This is a genomic window from Fibrobacter sp. UWH5 (assembly GCF_900142505.1).
Lineage (GTDB): Bacteria > Fibrobacterota > Fibrobacteria > Fibrobacterales > Fibrobacteraceae > Fibrobacter.
Genome location: NZ_FRBB01000005.1, coordinates 36,702 through 55,682 on the forward strand (window position 1 = coordinate 36,702; position 18,981 = coordinate 55,682).

Annotated in this window: 19 protein-coding genes and 2 tRNA genes; 18 read left to right on the forward strand and 3 right to left on the reverse strand. The window is 50.5% G+C overall.

The genetic code is table 11. The features are described from left to right. Window positions 1-28: 28 nt before the first annotated feature. From BUB38_RS06055 to BUB38_RS06110, 12 genes are all read left to right on the forward strand, one after another. A complete protein-coding gene (locus tag BUB38_RS06055; RefSeq protein ID WP_073158584.1) occupies window positions 29-649 on the forward strand; it encodes a MotA/TolQ/ExbB proton channel family protein in 621 nt (206 codons plus the stop codon). Between the two features lie 35 nt (window positions 650-684). Next, window positions 685-1,581 carry an ExbD/TolR family protein gene (locus BUB38_RS06060; RefSeq protein ID WP_073158587.1) on the forward strand — a complete coding sequence of 299 codons (897 nt, stop codon included), beginning with the start codon at window positions 685-687 and terminating at the stop codon, window positions 1,579-1,581. A gap of 2 nt (window positions 1,582-1,583) precedes the next feature. Then, on the forward strand, window positions 1,584-2,078 hold the full coding sequence (locus tag BUB38_RS06065; protein WP_073158597.1) for an ExbD/TolR family protein: 495 nt from the start codon (window positions 1,584-1,586) through the stop codon (window positions 2,076-2,078). Between the two features lie 3 nt (window positions 2,079-2,081). After that, on the forward strand, window positions 2,082-3,026 hold the full coding sequence (locus tag BUB38_RS06070; RefSeq protein ID WP_073158600.1) for an AgmX/PglI C-terminal domain-containing protein: 945 nt from the start codon (window positions 2,082-2,084) through the stop codon (window positions 3,024-3,026). A gap of 191 nt (window positions 3,027-3,217) precedes the next feature. Continuing rightward, window positions 3,218-4,513, forward strand: coding sequence for a S1 domain-containing protein (locus tag BUB38_RS06075; RefSeq protein WP_073158603.1), 1,296 nt, complete (start codon window positions 3,218-3,220; stop codon window positions 4,511-4,513). 160 nt (window positions 4,514-4,673) lie between these two features. After that, window positions 4,674-5,048, forward strand: a complete 375-nt coding sequence (locus BUB38_RS06080; RefSeq protein ID WP_073158605.1) for a hypothetical protein — start codon at window positions 4,674-4,676, stop codon at window positions 5,046-5,048. Between the two features lie 69 nt (window positions 5,049-5,117). Further along, on the forward strand, window positions 5,118-6,140 hold the full coding sequence (locus tag BUB38_RS06085; RefSeq protein ID WP_073158607.1) for a rod shape-determining protein: 1,023 nt from the start codon (window positions 5,118-5,120) through the stop codon (window positions 6,138-6,140). A gap of 17 nt (window positions 6,141-6,157) precedes the next feature. Then, entirely contained in the window at window positions 6,158-6,991 is an 834-nt protein-coding gene (gene mreC, locus BUB38_RS06090; RefSeq protein ID WP_073158609.1) for a rod shape-determining protein MreC, read from the forward strand. Further along, window positions 6,978-7,466, forward strand: coding sequence for a rod shape-determining protein MreD (gene mreD, locus BUB38_RS06095; RefSeq protein ID WP_073158611.1), 489 nt, complete (start codon window positions 6,978-6,980; stop codon window positions 7,464-7,466). The genes mreC and mreD overlap by 14 nt, the downstream gene beginning before the upstream one ends. After that, window positions 7,459-9,327, forward strand: coding sequence for a penicillin-binding protein 2 (gene mrdA, locus BUB38_RS06100; protein ID WP_073158614.1), 1,869 nt, complete (start codon window positions 7,459-7,461; stop codon window positions 9,325-9,327). The genes mreD and mrdA overlap by 8 nt, the downstream gene beginning before the upstream one ends. Further along, on the forward strand, window positions 9,324-10,577 hold the full coding sequence (rodA, locus tag BUB38_RS06105; RefSeq protein WP_073158617.1) for a rod shape-determining protein RodA: 1,254 nt from the start codon (window positions 9,324-9,326) through the stop codon (window positions 10,575-10,577). The genes mrdA and rodA overlap by 4 nt, the downstream gene beginning before the upstream one ends. A 105-nt stretch (window positions 10,578-10,682) precedes the next feature. After that, window positions 10,683-11,399 carry a phosphoribosyltransferase family protein gene (locus tag BUB38_RS06110; protein WP_073158923.1) on the forward strand — a complete coding sequence of 239 codons (717 nt, stop codon included), beginning with the start codon at window positions 10,683-10,685 and terminating at the stop codon, window positions 11,397-11,399. Window positions 11,400-11,466: 67 nt separating this feature from the next. On the opposite strand, the gene BUB38_RS06115 is transcribed toward BUB38_RS06110, so the two are convergent. Beyond that, a tRNA-Ser gene (locus BUB38_RS06115) sits at window positions 11,467-11,547 on the reverse strand. Between the two features lie 87 nt (window positions 11,548-11,634). Here BUB38_RS06115 and BUB38_RS06120 point away from each other — a divergent pair. Beyond that, window positions 11,635-12,792: an HD domain-containing phosphohydrolase gene (locus BUB38_RS06120; RefSeq protein ID WP_073158620.1), complete on the forward strand. Its 1,158-nt coding sequence runs from the start codon at window positions 11,635-11,637 to the stop codon at window positions 12,790-12,792. A 131-nt stretch (window positions 12,793-12,923) separates the two neighbouring features. Here the strand turns inward: BUB38_RS06120 and BUB38_RS06125 are convergent. Then, window positions 12,924-12,996: transfer RNA gene (locus tag BUB38_RS06125), tRNA-Phe, on the reverse strand. Window positions 12,997-13,230: 234 nt separating this feature from the next. On the opposite strand from BUB38_RS06125, the gene BUB38_RS06130 reads away from it, so the two are divergent. The 5 genes from BUB38_RS06130 (at window position 13,231) to BUB38_RS06150 (ending at window position 18,136) form a co-directional block, all read left to right on the forward strand. After that, entirely contained in the window at window positions 13,231-15,660 is a 2,430-nt protein-coding gene (locus tag BUB38_RS06130; RefSeq protein WP_073158622.1) for a CotH kinase family protein, read from the forward strand. A gap of 90 nt (window positions 15,661-15,750) precedes the next feature. Continuing rightward, complete coding sequence (locus tag BUB38_RS06135; protein WP_073158627.1) at window positions 15,751-16,476, forward strand: ubiquinone/menaquinone biosynthesis methyltransferase; 726 nt, start codon at window positions 15,751-15,753, stop codon at window positions 16,474-16,476. Next, entirely contained in the window at window positions 16,473-17,033 is a 561-nt protein-coding gene (locus BUB38_RS06140) for a UbiX family flavin prenyltransferase (RefSeq protein WP_073158629.1), read from the forward strand. Before BUB38_RS06135 ends, BUB38_RS06140 begins: the two co-directional genes overlap by 4 nt. Beyond that, on the forward strand, window positions 17,023-17,916 hold the full coding sequence (locus BUB38_RS06145; RefSeq protein WP_073158631.1) for a UbiA-like polyprenyltransferase: 894 nt from the start codon (window positions 17,023-17,025) through the stop codon (window positions 17,914-17,916). Before BUB38_RS06140 ends, BUB38_RS06145 begins: the two co-directional genes overlap by 11 nt. Next, the gene (locus tag BUB38_RS06150) at window positions 17,903-18,136 is read left to right on the forward strand and encodes a hypothetical protein (protein WP_073158633.1); all 234 of its coding nucleotides are present in this window, start codon (window positions 17,903-17,905) and stop codon (window positions 18,134-18,136) included. Before BUB38_RS06145 ends, BUB38_RS06150 begins: the two co-directional genes overlap by 14 nt. A gap of 1 nt (window position 18,137) precedes the next feature. On the opposite strand, the gene BUB38_RS06155 is transcribed toward BUB38_RS06150, so the two are convergent. Then, a complete protein-coding gene (locus BUB38_RS06155) occupies window positions 18,138-18,917 on the reverse strand; it encodes a biotin--[acetyl-CoA-carboxylase] ligase (RefSeq protein ID WP_254794885.1) in 780 nt (259 codons plus the stop codon). Window positions 18,918-18,981: the final 64 nt, after the last annotated feature.

Genomic DNA, 18,981 nt, shown 5'->3' on the forward strand with positions numbered 1-18,981 from the left:
CCAAAACACTCAATAAAGGAGTACTCTAATGTCTAAAATGCTTCAATCCTTCAGCCCTGAATCCGATGGTTGGCAGTTCATGTGGATCATCTTGGTCGTCTTCCTGATCGGCCTTGGTTTCTCCATCGAACGTTTTGTCTACGTCTTGCTCAAGAGCTCTAAGGGTCGTGCAAAGTTCCTCGCTGATTTCGGTAAGCTGATCTCTTCTCAGCAGTATGATCAGGCTCTGAGCCTCGCCAATGCTACCAAGCTCCCCATCGCTCGCGTTATGGCTGCAATCGTTTCTACCCGTAACGGTGGCCGCGAAACCATGACTGCTGCTTGCGATGCAGTGTTCCTGACCGAAGCTCCCCGTCTGACTCGCTACGTTTCCATCATCTCCGTTATGGCTTCCATCTCTACCTTGCTCGGACTTATGGGTACCATTTACGGTCTGATCTTCACCTTCGACGCTGTTGCTAACAAGCCGGCTTCTGAACGTGCTAAGGCTCTTTCTGACGGTATTGCTATCGCTATGGGTACCACTCTCCTGGGCCTTCTCTCTGCAGTGCCTCTTCTGGTCATCGTTGGCCTCCTGAACATGAACTCCGAACGCCTTATCCAGGAAATGGAAGAAAAGGGCCTCAAGATTATCAACTCCCTCGCTTAATCGCCTAGGATTAATAATTAACTGGAGTTTAAAATATGTCAAGACAACTTAAGAAACCAGCAAAGCCTGAAGAACCGGATCTGTTGCCGGCCATGGGCTTGTTCACGATTCTGATTCCTATGCTGTTGTCTATGGCTGCCTTCTCCAAGCTGGCTATCGTTGAAGTCAATCTGCCGGAACGTTCCATGATGCAGATGGACAACGATACACCTCCGGAACCGGACCAGCAGGCTTTGAACTTGTCTCTGGCTATTACCGACAAGTACCTCGTTATTGGTGCTCGCGGTGGTTTCCAGCCGAATGTCTACTTCAAGGAAATGTGGACGTTCCGTTGCAAGTCCGATGCTAAGCTGATTACCCATTCTCCGGATGATGTTAAGGCAGCTGTCGAAAGCGGTCATGGTCCTAAGTGTAAGGATGGATCCGAGATGAACGTAGAGAAGTATCTCTATGAAATCGAGAGCATCGAACTTTGGGCTATCAATAAGGAATCTGAAGAAGATCCCGGTAAGGTTATGTGGGCTGTTTACACCAACGGCGGTACTGCTGAAGAAGCCGTTGCTGACAGTGCATACGTAGATGGTAACAACAATTTCCTCATGGCTCCGGGTGAAGGCGCTCTTGGTCTGAATCCGCCGTCTACTCTGAGGAAGCCGGGCGCAGGTGCTGATCTTGCTACCCTCACTCCGAACTCTGCTCGTAAGCTGAAACCGGATGTGGCTGCAAAGAACATGATCTACCCGCTGTCTGCATATGATCTGATTGCTAAGGACCTTATCCAGATTCATACTCAGTTCATCGACCTTGATGACGTGGACAATATTATTATCGTTGCTAACGATGATACTCAGTTTGACAAGATCATTCAACTTATGGACCGTGCTAAAGAAGCCGGTTTCAGCAAGATCAATCTTGCTAAGTTGGGAGGTTAATCATGGCTAGAAAAAGTCGTAAATACGGTGAAGAAGTCCCGTTCTCAATTACGTCCATGATGGACATGATGACCATTATTCTGGTGTTCATGATTAAGAACATGGACGCAGAAGGTCAGCTCTTGACTCAGGCAGAAAACTTGATTCTTCCGGTTTCCACCTCTCGTGTGCAGCCGAAGGAAGTTTCTCTGACTGTCGTGGTTGACGCAAACTATGTGATCGTTGATAACGCTAAGATTATCCCGACCGACGACGTCTTGAAGCAGGAAGACCTCCTGGTTGCTCAGGTGGACTCTGTGCTGAAGGAACGCCGCGCTGTTGAACAGGAACATGCCCTCAAGCAGGGCCTGCCTGCCGACGAAGCCGGTCACATTGTTGTGCAGATTGACAAGAACATCCCTTACGATGCAATGTATAAGGTTATGGCTACTTGTGGCTTTGCCGGTTACACCAATATTGCATTCGCCGTGATGGAAAAGAACGGCGGGGAGGAATAACATATGGCAAAGACTAAAAAGGCAGCTCCTGCTATTGATCCGTTAGTAGCGTCCCTGATGCCGGAATCCGATAAGAAGATGGGTGCCATCGCAGGTATCTCTCTGGTTGTCGCTTTGGCAATATGCCTTTGGGCTTCCATGTACGAACAGGTTGTGGATGAAGTCGTGTTCGATGACTCCGCAGCTGCTGATCTTACTGCTTCTATGACCATCGAAGAAAAGAAGGAAGAGAAGAAGGAAGAGAAGAAGAAGGAAGAACCCAAGAAGCCTCGTAAGAAGGCTGGTGGCGGTGGTAAGCCCCGTGGTAAGGGTCAGCCCAACGCTCCCCAGACTCGTGGCGTGCTCAAGCTCCTCACTGCTCAGACCAAGAATGCAAGTGCTGGTGCCTACGACCTTATGAAGAACCAGAAGTTCTCTAAGGACATCGATAAGGTGCTGAAGGACGTTGCAGGTCTCCAGACTACTGGTAAGACTGTTCTCGGTGGCCGTCGCGGTAAGGCTGATGGTGGCTTTAACGAAGGTTACGCTGAAGGCGGTTCCGGTGGTATCGGTGACGGTCTTGCAGGCCTCCTTGGCGGTGGTGGCGGTGGTATCGCTACTAAGTCTAAGGGCTCTATCAAGACTCCGTCTGAACGTGATATCGATATGGGCGCTGGTGGTGGTTCCCGTTCTGCTGCAGACATCATGAAGGTTGTCCGTCAGCGTACTCCGGGTCTCCGTCACATCTATAACAAGTTCCTGAAGAAGAAACCGGGATTCCAGGGTAAGGTTACCTTGAAGTTCACGATCGCTCCGGGCGGCGAAGTTATCAGCATCTCCATTGCTTCTTCTACCACTGGTTTCGGCGAATTTGATGGTGAAATCAAGACCGCTGTTAGCCGTTGGAAGTTCAGCAAGGTTAAGTCCGGTAACACCACTGTGACGATTCCGTTCACCTTCTCTGAATAATTCTTTTTCTGAAGATATTTCAGTAGAGATTGAAAAAGGTCCAGACTGCAAGGTCTGGGCCTTTTTTCCTTTATGCTATTGGGCGAAAAAGACTTAAAGGGGGCAAAAAAAACGCAATTGTTTAAATTTTTATTGCGTTTTACGTTTAATAAAACTAACTTTATTGCAGAAATTTCAAGAGGAGTTTTATAATGAACTTAAGAACTGCTGCTGTTGTTGGCGCCGCTGTTGGTGTCTTTGGCGTTGGTTCCGCCTTTGCAACTTATGCTCGTGTAGAATCCATGGGTAAGAATACCACTTACATTATGGATGATGTGAGCATTTTTGATAATGCTGCTAATGCAAATCTTTATTCCAACTATTTGATCGGTGGCTTCGGTGCCTATACCGACATGAACGTTACCGCAGGTGGCAATCATGATCCTCAGCACCCGACCTTCGGTGGCATCTTCGCGGTTTCTTTCGGCGATGACAACAATCCGGATCCGAAGTTCACGATCGGTGGCCTTTTTGGCCGTATCAACACTGACTTGGCTATGTACCTGCCTGCTTATGTGCAGGAAGGCGACAATGCTTTCTACAAGGTTCCTGAAACCGTGACCAACTTTGACGGTTTCCTTGGCGGCACCTTCTCTAGCGGTGATGCATGGGGCTTGCACATTTACATCGCTCACCAGGATGGTGGCGATCTGGATGAAAGCGGTACTTATCAGCCGGATACTGAAGCTCATGCTTCTGTCGTTCAGGCTGACGGTGGCTTGAATATCCAGACTTCCGGTGGTACTTCTTACGAAGCTTCTTTCGGTTTGGCTCGTGTTCAGTATGGCCCGGGTCACTATGACTTCTTCGAAAATGGTGACTTTACCTTCTTGGCTAAGGCTCGTGCATTCTTCACTCTCGAAGCAATTGACGGCGAACTGGTTCCTGCAGTCTCTATGAAACTTGCTCAGGCTCCGGGTATCGATGACAAGCGTGCTCAGGGCGGTCTCGGTATTAACGTCGCTATGGACCGCGGTTTCTTCTGGATGGGTGTTGACTTCATCTGGAATCAGCTGAAGGCTCATGACTACTATTACAGCAACGACAAGAAGGCTTGGGTCTATGACTCTCGCTACGAAGACGATCCTGAATGGGACAAGCGTTCTGATATCGGCGGCAAGATCAGCTTCGGTATTGAACGTAACATCTGGTGGGATTGGTTCGTGATCCGCGTTGGCGGTCAGAAGTCTATCCTGTACACCGAATGCGAAGTTGCTGAAAAGGGCAAGCACAAGGGTAACGGCGTTTGCAAGGACGATGGTTCCTTCTTCACCACCAATCCTCTTGCTGATGGCTCCAATGACGACCATGTTGGCTTCGGCTTCGGTATCAACATCGAAGAAAAGCTGAAGATCGACGTTACTGTCGCAGAAGACCTGCTGTTCCGCAACCCGTTCCAGGGTGAAGGTCGCATCTTCTCTCGTCTGGACGCTACCTACTCCTTCTGATGAGATGCAAAGGGAGGGCCTGCCCTCCCTCTGGACTCCCACCCGTCATTCGGGTGTGAAGAGCTTGCCATTTGGCGGCTCTTTTTTTGTTTGTTTGATGTTTCTTTTTTTGAGGGGCTTTTCTATTTTAGGGGTGTAACTTCTTACGTTTTTTAATTTTATGAAAAAGTTAGCGATTTCCTTTTTGACGTCCCTCCTATTCCTGGTGCTGGGTTGCTCTGAGCCTACAGACCGTATTGAAAATAAATTAACTCCGTACTTGCAGGAGGACCTGAAGTTCATGGTGGCCGAAACGATCCGGTCGTCGGGTGATAAGTCGGCCTTGATGGAAGAGCCGTACTATCGCGTCAAGGATTTTCGTTTGTTCGAAGGGGCCGAGTCCCGCATTTATGCGGCTTATGCCGAAGTGGATTTTTTCATCTACAAGGATATTGCCATGCATGAAAAGCGCAAATACAGGTATGATGTACATACCCGCAAGTGGGATCGCTATCTGAAAGTGCTGAAATTCGGTAGGGATACGATTCCCGATTGACACGCACTGTTTTTCTCTTAATTATATTTGCTGCGTTAAGTTTCATTTTTTTATAAGAAGGGCACAACTTTGTTCGGTCTTTTTTCTTGCGATATCGGTATTGACCTGGGTACAGCAAATACATTGGTCCATGTAGCTGGCCAGGGCATCGTCATTAATGAACCTACGGTTATTGCGGTGGACAGCAAGAATAACCGTGTTTCCGCCATCGGTTCCGAAGCAAAGAAGATGCTCGGTAGAACTCCGGGCGAAAGCCGCGCCGTACGCCCCATGCGCGATGGCGTGATTGCAGACTTTGAACTGGTGGAAAGCCTTCTCCAGACTTTCATCAAGCGTGTTCAGAAGTATCCGCTGTGGATGGTTAAGCCCCGCGTTGTGGTTGGTGTTCCTTCCGGCATTACCGAAGTGGAAAAGCGTGCCGTGATCGACGCTGCCAAGCAGGCTGGTGCCAAGGAAGTGCATCTGGTTCACGAACCTATGGCTGCCGCCGTGGGTATGGGTATTCCTGTTGAAGATCCCGTGGGTAACATGATCGTGGATATTGGCGGTGGTACTTCCGATATCGCTGTTATCGCCTTGAATGGTACTGTCTGTAACGCTTCTGTTCGCGTTGGCGGCGATGAAATGGACGAAGCCATTGTCCGTTACCTGCGCACCATGTACAACCTTTGCGTTGGCGAAAGCACTGCCGAACAGATCAAGATGCAGATCGGCTCTGCAAGCCCCCTGGAAGAAGAACTGACCATGGAAGTGAAGGGTCACGACTTTATCGCCGGTATGCCTCGCACCATGACCATCAACAGTGCTGAAATCCGCGAAGCCCTGAACGAACCTGTGACTGCTATCGTTGAAGCTGTCAAGCAGGCTCTGAGCATTACTCCGCCGGAACTTTCTGCTGATATCTACGACAAGGGCATTATCATGACTGGTGGCGGTTCTCAGCTTCGCGGCTTTGACGAACGCATCCGTCAGGAAACAGGCCTTTCTGTGAATGTGATCGACGAAGCTCTCATTTGCGTTTGCAAGGGTGCCGCCCGCATTCTGGAAGACCTGGACAAGTATCGTCCGGTCCTGATTGCCTCTTCTACCTAATAACAGAATCTTGATCGATGCTTAGGGCTTTTCGCTTTATTATCGACTTGTTCACTCAAAGGCATGGCGTTGTCGCCTTTGCCTTTTTTCTCGCTTTGGGGCTGCTGATGAGGCAGTCTCCCAATTCGGTGCGTCAGAGTGTCGTTTCGTCTGCTTTAGGTTCTGTATTCTATCCGGCTCAGCTGGCTGTGTCTTCTGTGAACGCCTATCGTTCCCTGGCAGACGAAAATGCCCAGCTGAAATCGGAAAATGCAAGGCTCCGTCAGGAGACCTACCATGCCCGCGAAGGCCTGCAGGAGTTGGCCCGACTGCATACGCTGGTTCGGTTTGACGACAAGTGGGATTTCCCGATCGTGACATCCCGCGTGGTGGGGCATAATCCGGGGCGTTTCCTTACGACTCTGGTGGTGAACCGTGGAAGCAAGCATGGCGTAAAGGAGAACATGCCTGTGTTCTCTATGAATGGACTTGTGGGTAAGATAACCAAGGCTTCGATTACGCATTCAAGAGTTCAGTTGCTTGTAGATCCAAACCTTAAGTTGTCTGTAATGGAGCGCCGCACCCGCGTCGTGGGCTTCCTGGAATCCATGGATGGCCATGTGCTTACGGCCATGGTGCCTGCCCATGCTGGCGTCAGTGTTGGCGATACTTTGGTCACATCGGGCCTTGGCGGTATCTTTCCTAAGGGGATTCCCGTGGGGACGGTTAAGCAGGTTAGAAAGTCTGACCTGGATGTAATGCGTCAGATGGATGTGGAACCGTTCCAGGAGTTCTCTACTCTGGAAGAAGTTTTTGTGATGGAAAAAGATCCGGACTGGGAAATAAAGGAGTTGCTCGATGAAGAACCTTAGGTGGTTTAGTCTCCTGATCCTTTTCGTGGTTACGTTCGCTTTCCAGATTACGGTGGCGGACTGGCTTTCCATTTTTGACGTGGGTCCGGATTTTGTCATCATCTTTATTGTGGCTGTGGCTATTAAGTGCGGTCCCGCTGCAGGTTGTTTCTGGGGATTCCTTGCCGGTTTCACTCAGGATGTGTACGCTCCCATTGAATGGCTTGGTGCTCATACCATTTCAATGACGGTTATCGGCTTTGTGGTTGGACAGCTGGAAGAACGATTCCTGTCTTTGAACATGCCTGCAAAGATTGGCGTGCTTGGACTTTCGTGCTTGATTTGTGACGGCATTTATTTTGCCATTACCGGACTCTCAAAGGAAATCGTTACAAATTTGTTCTTGACGTTCTCCTTGCCGGGTTGCGCTTATACCATGCTGATTGGTAGCATTTTGTTCTACCTGGATGTAGGCAAGAAGAAAAAGCATGCTTAATGGTGCTTCGGAAAATGAGGTTGTGCAGAACAGGAACCTCCATGTATTGATTTACATGGCTGGTGTGGTATTGCTGTTCTCGGTTTTGCTTTTCCGACTGTTTTCGTTGCAGTATACCCACTACGATGAAAATTTGCAGCGTTCCGATAACAACCGTATCCGTAAGGTGGAACTGGTTGCGGAACGCGGTTACATTTACGACCGCAACGGTGAAGTTCTTGTTAGAAATCGTCCGTCGTATCAGATTTCGTTGCAGGCGGTGCAGATGCCCCGCAAGAAGGATCAGCGCGATTCTGTCTTGAATCGTCTGCTGAGAATTCGAGACAAGTCAGGCGAACGTCTTTTCGACTCCCTTTCGCTGGATACGGCGTTTATGAGGTCCCGCTGGATTAAGACCCGCCCCATCCGTTTGCTGGAAGACGCCTCGCCGGAACAGGTTTCTGTGATTGAGGAGCATGCGTCGGAATTGCCTGGCGTGGTGACCTTGATTGAATCCCGCCGTGAATACCCCTATGGAACGCTGGCTTCCCATGTGCTGGGGTATACCAACGAAATTTCTGAAGATCAGCTGAAGTTGCCTGAATACGCCGATTATTCCCAGGGTGACCGTATTGGTCAGAAAGGGCTTGAACAGGGGTATGATAAGGAATTCCGTGGAAAGAACGGTGTAAAGCTTGTTGAGGTGAACGCTTCTGGTCGAGAGGTGGGCGTTGTGTCTAGTGGTGGTGAGCTGGCTCCCGTACCTGGACTGCACCTGGTTTCTACCATTGACTTGCGTTTGCAGAAGGTGGCCGAAGCCGCCATTCCCGATAGCGCCAAGGGGGCCCTGGTTGCCCTTGATCCCAGAACTGGCGAAATTCTTGCCATGGTCAGTTCTCCGCGACTGGACCCGAACATTTTCTCGTTGAAGCGTCGCGAACGTAACAAGGGCTGGGCTCATGTGGCTCTGGACTCTATGCGACCCTTGACTAATCGTGCCATTTCTGGTACGTATCCGCCGGCTTCTGTCTTTAAGCTGGTGACGGCTGGGGCGGGGCTTGAACATGGTGTTTTGACAGAGAACAAGTATTACCCGAAATCCTGTACGGGTGGGTATCAGTATGGCGTCCGCTATCAGAAGTGCTGGGGAACTCATGGTGGCCTGAATGTGGTTCATGCCATCCGTCTTTCCTGTGACGTATTCTTCTACCAGGCTGGTTTGGAAATCGACATGGAGCGTATTAACGAATTTGGCCGACGTTTTGGTTATGGTGAAAAGCTGCTGGGTATTGATATTCCCGGAGAACGTGCTGGCTGGCTTCCGGATTCGGCTTCCTTCAACGTTCGTAACAAGAGGGCTGGCTGGCGTTGGGCTCGCGGCTTGATTTTGAACTTGTCTATCGGTCAGGGCCAGATTGTGACTCCGCTTCAGCAGGCTGTTTTTGTGGGCTCCCTGGCTACGGGAAAGGGCGTCTATAGGCCTCACTTTATGAAGGAACTGCGGGACGACAAGGGTAACGTGGTGCGCCGTTATGAGCCTGAGGTTGTTCGCCCGGGCAACATGAAGCCTTACACTCATCGCATTTTGATGAACGCCATGGATTCTGTGGTGAACCATCCCGGTGGAACGGGTAAGCGAGGCGCTCTTCCTAATGTTCGCGTGGGTGCGAAGACTGGCTCTGGCGAATGGAAGAAGGGCGAGAAGACTCATGCCTGGTATGCGGCGGTTGCCCCTCTGGATGCCCCGGAAATTGCTGTGGCTGTCATTATGGAAGCTGCAGGCGGCGGTGGTTCCGTTTCTGGACCTATAGCCAAGAAGGTCTTGGAAGCTTACTTTGAAAACAAGAAGCTCGATGAAGGAATTGTGGAGGAGGAACCATGATTTCAAAGCGTTTTGTAGATCATTCCCTTAAGTTTGACTGGCTTTTCATCGTGCTGGTGCTGGCCCTGATGGGTTGCGGCATTACTTTGGTGTATTCTGCGACAGTGTTTGAAGAAGTCCCCCTGAAGGATGCTTTCTGGTTTAAGCAGATTGTTTATTTCTTCTGCGGAATTATTATGGCGGGAGCGTTGGTCTTTGTCCGTATTGACTGGCTGAAGCGTGCGGCGGTTCCGTTGTATGTTGTTTCGCTGATCCTCCTGGCGGTGGTTCTCTTTTTTGCTGGCGATGTGGTGAAGGGTGCGGGTCGCTGGATTGACCTTGGTGTCTTTAAGCTTCAGCCTTCCGAGTTTGCGAAGATTGCCTACCTTCTGACAATTTCCTATTGGCTTTCTAGACATCCCGTCAGCTTGCACAAGGTGAAGACTTTTGCGGTCCCCTTTGCCTTGTTCATTGTGCCTTTTGGCCTTGTGTTGAAGCAGCCGGACTTGAGTACCGCCCTCGTTTTTATTGCGGTGACTATGGTCGGTTTCTTTTTTGCCGGGCTTTCCTTTGCAGATGTTTTCTTGATTGTGAGCCCGCTGCTGTCGGTGTTGTTTTCCCATTCCCAGTCTATACAGTTTGAGGTTCTGTGGGGGCTTCTGATTTGTGCGGTCGTGTTTACCTTGGTTCGTCGGAAATTGCCCAAGATTTTGACGGGGTTGTTCCTTTTTGCAAATATTCTGGCTGGGTATGCAAGTACCATGGCGTGGAATATGCTGGAGCCTCATCAGCAGAAGCGTGTGAATACCTTCCTGGATCCAATGAGTGATCCTCTGGGGGATGGTTATCAGGTGCTGCAGTCCTTGACCGCCATCGGTTCCGGAGGCGTATCCGGTAAGGGTTTTGGTAACGGAACTCAAACCAATTTGGCGTTCCTGCCCGAAGAACATACCGATTTTATTTTTAGTGTTCTTGGGGAACAATTTGGTTTCGTGGGTTGCGCCTTTGTCCTGGTTCTTTATGGTTTGTTCCTGTGGCGTGCCACGTCTATTTGTAAGCGTTCGGCGGATCCGTTCGTGACTTTGATGGTGATGGGAGCTTCTACGATTTTCCTGTTCCATATTCTTGTGAACATCGCCATGACCATAGGCCTTATGCCTGTGACCGGGCTTCCCCTGCCGTTCCTTTCTTATGGTGGGTCTTTTGCCTTGACTTGCATGGTGCTGGTGGGATTTTTGCTTTGCCTGCGTTACCAGGGGAGCCGCCGATAGTTTGACTGAAATTTTTTGTAAATAAAGTTTTTCGTCATCTCGACTTGTTTCAAACGTGTTAATAAGAGAGGCCTCGTGTGGGTCTCTCTTTTTTTAGAGGTTGATATGAGTATTGCAAGTCAGGTGAGCGGTTTTATTTTCGGTTCGGAATGTCTGGGGTGCGGCAAGGCGTCGGGGGGTCTAGACCCCTGGCTTTGTCCGGAGTGTGTGGATGAACTGGCTAGGGAGATGAAATCCTATTCCAGCCCGAAGGAGGGGGTGTACTGTCTTTTCCCGATGCGGTCGTTGACCCGTAATTTGGTGCATGCCCTGAAGTACAAGAGCATTCATGGGATGGCGGCCTATCTTGTGCGGCGCTCGGCGGCGGTGCGGGACGGCGCTGTGGGACAGGAGTTTGCGCTCTTGCCCCATCCGCTGTATTTTGTGCCGGTGCCTCTTCACAGGGCTCGTATGCGGGAACGCGGGTATAACCAGGCGGAGCAGATTGCCGCGGCTCTTGCCTTGGTGACCGGAGGCCAGGTGTGCCGCTGGCTGAAGAGGCGGACCTTCGTGATGTCGCAGACGAAACTTTCTAGGGAGGCTCGCGAACGTAACGTGATGGGGGCATTTGTGGCCCGTTTGCCAGAACGGCTGCCTGAGGGTGGAACCGTTATTATTGTGGATGATGTCTACACGACCGGGTCGACGACTTCGGCCTGTGTGGATGCGCTGGGAGTGGATTTCCCGCTGCCCCTTAAGGTGTGTACGCTGCTGTACGATGAACCGATCACGGCCGTGGCTGATTTCGTGGCGGATAATCGAATGGACTGGAATTACCGATAGGGGCGGTCAGCCGGCTTCGGGGTCAAAAAAAGACCGTCGAGGTCTTCTCGAACGGTCTTCTTTGGAGCGGAGGAAGAGGGACTCGAACCCCCAAGCCTTACGGCGGCGGTTTTCAAGACCGCTGACTTACCAATTAGCCTATTCCTCCAGGGGTGGGCAAAGGATAGAAAAATTTGGGTGTTTCCGTCAACAATTCCTGTGATTATTTGAAAATCTTTAGCTATTTTTACATCGTATGACGGAGTTTGATTCAAAACAGGCGATAGAATCTCAGAGAATTCTGGACTTGCTGTTCTCTTACATGCCGAAGATCGCGGCTGAACGTAAGATGGACAATTTGCTTGTATTGATGGCCGATCTTGGCCGTTCCATTGTTTCGGCTGACCGTTGCTCCCTTTGGCTTGTGGATGATGAAAGAGACGAACTTTGGACGAAGGTGGCCCATGGTGTCAGCGAACTCCGGATTCCCAAGACTGCAGGCTTTGTAGGCTGTTCCGTAACTACCGGCGAAGCTCTGCTCATTAAGGACGCCTACCTGGACTCCAGGTTTGATAGTCGTACTGACCAGAAAACTCACTACCATACCAAGTCAGTGATGACTGTACCCCTGAAGGATTCTACGGGGCAGGTGATGGGAGTGTTCCAGGCGATTAACAAGCAGGGCGGGACTGTGGATGAATTTTCTGAACAGGACCTGGAACGTCTGAGGCTGACTGCTGTATATTCCGCGAAGACTGTGGAGTCTGCCATGCTGACAGCGGAACTGGAAGCGACCCAGCGTGAAATTATTCATACCTTGGGTGAGGCTTCTGAATACCGTAGCCAGGAAACGGGTGACCACATTTTGCGTGTGGCTGAGATTTCCCGTAAGTTGGCCGAGTATCTCGGACTGCCGCCGGATGAGGTTGAACGAATCCGTCTGACGGCTCCCCTCCATGACTTGGGTAAGATTGCCGTGCCTGACGCTGTGCTGAATAAGCCTGGCCGCCTTACGGATGAAGAATACGCCGTCATGAAGACTCATGTGGATCTCGGCTACAGGATGCTCTGTAATTCTAAGAGAAAGCTGCTGCGCTATGCGGCCGATGTGGCTCGCTCCCATCATGAACGTTGGGACGGACAGGGCTATCCTCTTGGTTTGAAGGGGGAGAGTATTCCTCTGGCTGCTCGTATTTGTGCCGTGGCGGATGTGCTGGATGCCTTGTCATGCTACCGCTGCTATAAGGCCCCGTGGCCTGAAGAAAAGGTGAAGACCGAATTTGCGAAGATGAAGGGTTCCCAGTTCCAGCCGGAAATTGTTGATGCTCTGCTTGAACATTGGGACGATATCTATTCTTGTTACCGTTCCCAGAATGCAACTATTGACGTCGACGCCATTGACTATCGCAGATAATCGGGCTGGGCGTTAACGGATTCTTTGAATAAATTATTTATGAATGGGTGGACCTCTGGCAGGTCCGTCTAATTTTTTTAGTATATGGGGAAAATGAAAAAGACCTCAGCTTTCGCTAAGGTCTTTTTTCGTGGCACCGGTCAGAGTTGAACTGACGACACGCGGATTTTCAGTCCGCTGCTCTACCAACTGAGCTACAGCGCCGTTTTGATGTGCCCAAATATAACTCAATCTGTGAGTCTTGTCAAGGGTAAATAAGATATTACCGACATTTTTTCCTTTTTTTTTAAGAAACTTCTAAATTTAATGCCAGGTGTTGAATGTAGGGGCCGAATTTTTGGGATTATTTCGGCTTTTGTTAAAGAATTAAAAGGTAGCGATGTGTTTCTGGGAAAATCGTTAAAAGGTTTTGCAGCATTTTGCTGTTTTGGTCTGGTATTGAATGGAGTTATCGCTTGCTCCGACGATAGTGCTTCTGCAGAAGATGATAAGAAAGGTAATACTACCGTAATCGTAACCCCTGATGGTGATACTACGACTGTTGTTATTGGCCCCAGCGGCGATACCAGCGTGGTGGGGATTGATTCTATCCGTGTAGTTACTCCCGAAGGCGATACGATCATTAAGCTAGACACGGCTTACTATCCGGCTGACACGACTCTTCGCTGGGTTGGCAATTCTGCCCTGGTGATTACGGAAATTGCTCCGGTGAACTTGGACTGGCTTGACGAAGAAGGTGGCGACCCGGGTTGGGTTGAAATCTATAACGCTGGCGGAACCGAAGCAAACCTGAAGGGTTATACCCTTGTAGAAAACAGGAAGAATGCCCGTAAGTGGTTCTTTGGTAACGTAGTGTTGAAGCCCAAGCAGTTTACCACCGTATTCTGCGACAAGAAAAACCTGAATGAAGTGGCTGGAACTGATACCCTCAACAGGCATTATCGTGTCCATACCAACTGGAAGTTGGAAAAGGATGGCGGTACCGTATACCTGATTGACCCTTACTATGGAATTCGTGACTCGGTAACTTATCCGGCATTGACGGGTAACGTAAGCTGGGGTATCGTGGATGGTGGCGCCTGGAAGATGTTTGATGTTCCCACTCCGGAACAGCCCAACAACCAGTCTACTGCCTACGATGGCTATGCACCTACATTCTCTTTTGATGGCGCTCAGGGTGGTTTCTATAACGATCCTGTGACATTGAATCCGCCCTCTGTTAGCGGTGGACTTTCTGTGCGCTGCACCCAGGATGGTTCTATTCCCACGAAGAGTTCCCAGGAATTTAATAGCCCCATCGTAATTGACAAGAATACAGTCTTGCGTTGTGCCGCCTTTAAGGATGGTTTGTTGACCAGACAGGTTGTTACCAATACTTACTTTATTGGTGAACAGGTGAAGATGCCTGTGGTGTCTGTGTCCGTAGCCCCGGAATTCTTTACGAAGTACTATAAGAAGACTAACGGTGGCGAACCTGACATGAAGCATGATCAGATGTATGCACCTAATGAATCTTATCCCCATGATTCTGGTGAACTTCCTGTTCATGTGGAATTCTACGCCGAAGGAAGCAAGTCTAGCAAGAAGGCCTGGGAAATTGATGGTGGTATTTCTCTGATGGGTGGCTGGAGCCGCATGGAACGAAAGAAGTCTGTGGCCATTGTCATGCGTGAAGAATATGAAGCTGGCTGGCTTGAATATCCTTTGTTTGAAACCCGTAAGGATAAGAATAGCAAGTTCAAGGGCTTTAACCTCCGTAACAACGGTAACCGCTTTGTGGCTGACTATTTTGCCGATGCTGCTGGCGGTGCCATCCTTGAAGGCAGTGGCGTTGATTACCAGCGCAGCCGCCAGGTGGTGGTGTTCTACAATGGTACATACTATGGCATTCACGATATGCGTGAACGCTACAACAAGAACTATGTAGAAACAAACTATGGCATCGATGCCGGCTCCGTGAACTTTATTAAGCACCTGAATAAGACTGTAACTGCAAGCAACGGCACCGAAACTGATTACCTGGCCATGCTGGCCTTTATCGGTGGAAACGACATGACCGTTCCTGAAAATTATGAAGCGGCCAAGACTCTCATCGATATTGGAAACTTTGCCGATTATATGATTGCAGAAATGTACATTCATAATGGTGACTGGCCCGACAATAACGTTCGCGCCTGGAAGTCTCCGGAACAGCCCTGGAAGTTTATGGTCTATGACCTTGACCATGGTTTTGAATGGGATTGGTCTGTTTCTGGTTTCAGCCAGTCTACAAATATGTTCTCCTGGGTAAAGAAGGGTGGCAAGAATGGTTGCGCTTCGGCTGCAAATAATTGCTTCGCCTCTCTGTACAACAGCCTGATCAAGAATGCTGACTTTAAGCGTCTGTTCGTTAACCATGCCTCTGTGATGTTCGGTACCTACCTGAATGGAAGCAATGTGACGGAAAAGGCTAAGTTCCTGGCCAACATGCTTGATGCATCTGACGTTGAAAGGGATATGTCTGTTGAAGCCTATAAGGAAAGAAGAAACAGCTATGCTCACTCCTTCGACCCCTATGGCGAAAAGCTTGGCCCCTGGGCTTCAGAACGTGACGCTACTGTAAGGAGCGAATATACAAGTGAATTTGGTCTTTCTGGAGACATTTCCCTGACTATTTCTGCAAATGGTAGCGGTACTGTGTTGATGGAAGGTATGAAACTTCCGGGCAACGGTTCCTATAAGGGCAAGTTCTTTGGTGGTATGAATATGGAATTGACAGCCGTCGCGACGGGAGGCGCTGTGTTCAGCGGCTGGAGCGACGGTTCTACCGACAATCCCCATATCATTACACCTACCGATGGCATGACCATTACGGCTAACTTCAAGTAATTGCCGGCGGGCGATCCCGTGGCTTACATTTGAAAGGAGTGCGGCTCACGTTTGTGAGTCGCACTCTTTTTTAATTTCTAAATTTGAAGTATGAGAAATCCTGAAGACAAGAGCTACGTTCGCAAGATGTTTGACGAAATTTCGGGGCGTTATGATTTTTTGAATCATACCCTCAGCTGTTTTCAGGATATCCGTTGGCGCAGGGCCTGCTGTAAGGAACTAAAAAAGTTGCGTCCGGGCAGGCGGTTGCTGGACCTGTGCGGTGGTACCGGCGATTTTGCTGTCACCTACGAAAAGTTTAATGGCGTGCAGGACGTGGCGATTCTCGGGGACTTTTCTTACGGAATGCTCCGTGGTGCAGAAGGCAAGAATACGACCGCGGTTCCTGTCCAGCTGGATGCCATGAAGATGCCCTTTGGCGATGCTTCCTTCGATGTGGTGCTGAATGGCTTTGGTATGCGAAACTTGCCTAATGCCGATGCCGGCTTGAAGGAATCGGCCCGCGTGCTGAGCCACGGAGGCTACCTGCAGGTGCTTGAGTTTTTCGCTCCGCGGAATGCGTTCAACAAGTTCTTCTATAAAGTTTTGGCGCCTATGTTCATTCCTGTAATGGGGGCGCTGTTCAGCAAGCATGATGCCTATGAATATCTGGTGAATTCCGTGCTGCACTTTTTGCCGGTAGACGAATTTGTGAAGCTGGCCGAAAAGAACGGGTTTGAACTGGTCCATGTGAAGCCCTGCTTTTGGGGCGTTGCCTATCGCGTTCTTCTGAAGAAAGTTTCTGCGGATGGATCTGCGGCGGGGGCGGTCAAGTGAACCGTTATATTCTGGGCGTGACGGGTGCCAGCGGCGCTATCTATGCGACCCGCACTGCAATGCATCTCAAGAAACTGGGGCATCATGTGACGGCCCTGGTGACTTCCCCGGGTCGCGAAGTGGTGGCCTACGAGGGGCAGGAATCTCTGTACGATTACTGCGATGAACTTCCTGACGTGAATGATTTTTTTGCGGAATGTGCCAGCGGTAGCGCCGATTATGCAGGCATGGTAGTGGTGCCCTGTTCCATGGGAACTTTGGGGAGAATGGCGGCAGGTACATCTGACAATTTGTTGGTCCGTTCGGCGGATGTATGCCTGAAGGAACGCCGCCCTTTGATTGTGGTTCCGCGGGAGATGCCCTATAATTTAATCCACCTGGAAAATATGGAACGTCTGACTCGCGCGGGAGCGGTTGTGATTGCCGCGAGCCCCCAGTTCTACAGCAAGCCTACGACGATGGAGGAACTGGTGGATACGGTGGTGGCGAAAATTTTGAAACACCTGGGAGAAGAAACGAAAATTGTAGAACCATGGAAGAAAGTTGATGTTAAATAAGATTCTTGAATTCGGTCACCTGGTTCGTTTGAGTCATTCGCTGTTCGCCATGCCTTTTGCGCTGGGATCCATGTGGGTGGCTGCAAATGGTTTCCGTGATATGAGTTGGCAGGAGACTGCCCGCATCGTGGTGCTTATTGTGCTTTGCATGGTGACGGCCCGTAACAGCGCCATGAGTTTTAACCGCATTGCCGATGCAGATATCGATGCCAAGAATCCTCGCACGGCCAAGCGCCACCTGCCCGATGGACGCTTGAGCAAGAAATCGGTGATTGCCTTTTTGGCGGTAAACGGCGTTCTGTTCGTTCTGTTTGCGGCGCTGTTGCAGCCTCTGGCCGGTTTGTTGGCCTTGCCTGTGTGGCTATTGCTGTTGTCCTATTCCTACTGGAAACGCTTTAGCTGGCTTTGCCATTGGTTCCTGGGATTTGCCATCGGCATGAGCCCCCTGGGTGCCTGGATTGCTATCCGAGGCGAATTCGCGCTGTTCCCCATTTTCTTGCTGATGATTCTGATGCTCTGGATGGGTGGCTTCGACATTATCTACGCCACACAGGATGAAGAGATTGACCGCCAGATGGGATTGCATTCCGTGCCGGCAAGATTTGGCCGTAAGCGTTCCTTGCAGATTGCCTTCTGGAGTCATATGGCCATGCTTGCCCTTTGTGTGGCTTTCGGCTTTATTTGGCAGATGGGTGTAGCCTGGTGGGCTGTAACGGCCCTGATGGCTGCCGCGGTATTTTATATTCACTTGTTTAGAAAGTCTGACGATCTGGATGCGATGAACCGTGATTTCTTCTTGGCCAATGTCACCATCAGTGTGTTGGTCATGGTGGGTCTCTTCGTCTGGATTTTAATGGGAGGCGATGTCAATGTCCTTTATTAGTGGTAACGGTCCGAAGAAGTTTGATAACGAAGACAAGATCAAGATGTTTGAACGTCTGGGTTCCCTGGGAGCCGTCCTTGCACTGATTATCATCCTGATGATCGAGAGTGGAAAGTTCGAGGCTTACCAGAATTTGCTGGACATGGGGCTCACTGCCATGATCGTGGTGCTGGCAGTGGCGCTGGTCGGTAGCGTATTCTTTAAGACAAAGAGAAAATAAGTCAAATTTCAAGGTCGGCGGAGTAGACCGTTTCTACGGTGCCGTCGTCGGTTTCGAATAGTAGACTTCCGTCGGGTTGCATGTCGAGAATGCGGCCCGATTTTTTGATGGAGCCTGCGCCGCTGTCGCGGTTTTCGTCGGTGCAGTTGTTGTTGACCACGATGGTGCCCCGGGCGCCGATGAACTGGTCCATCTTGCGCCAGGCTTCAATCCAGGGAGAAAGTCCGAAGGCGCGGAACTGGCCTATGGCACGCTCCAGGTTACCTACGAGGGCCTGCAGTAATTTTTCGCGGTTGATCTGGCGGCCGCCTGCGATTTCTTTTAGGGTGGTGACGGGGCGGTTTAGAAAGGCGTAGTTTGCGGGATCGCTGTTGACGTTGATGCCTACGCCCATGTTGACTGCGGGTCTGGGCGGTTGGCGCTTGCCGTCTACGGTTTCGCCGGGTACAAAGACGATTTCTGCCAGGATGCCGCAGAACTTGCTCTTGCCGCAGAGGATGTCGTTGGGCCACTTGACGGTGACGCGTCCCAGCTGCGGTGCGGTGCCGGATTCGTCCTGGAGGTCGCGGAATGTTTCTGCGAAGGTGAGGGCGGCGACCTGAGTGATTTGCGGTGCCTTGGAGAGGGCGATTCCCTCTAGCGGAATCAGGATGTTGAAATAGAGGTTCTCGTTGGCGGGGGAGGCCCATGTGCGTTCGTGGCGGCCTCGGCCTGCGGTTTGCTGGTTGGCGACAACGAGGGCGCCAGGCTGTATTTTGCCCGTGGCTGCCTGCTGTTTCATAAGAGAGTGTGTACTCTCGACTGTCTCCAAAAGGTATGCGTTCTGGCCGGCGAAGCCGGTCAGT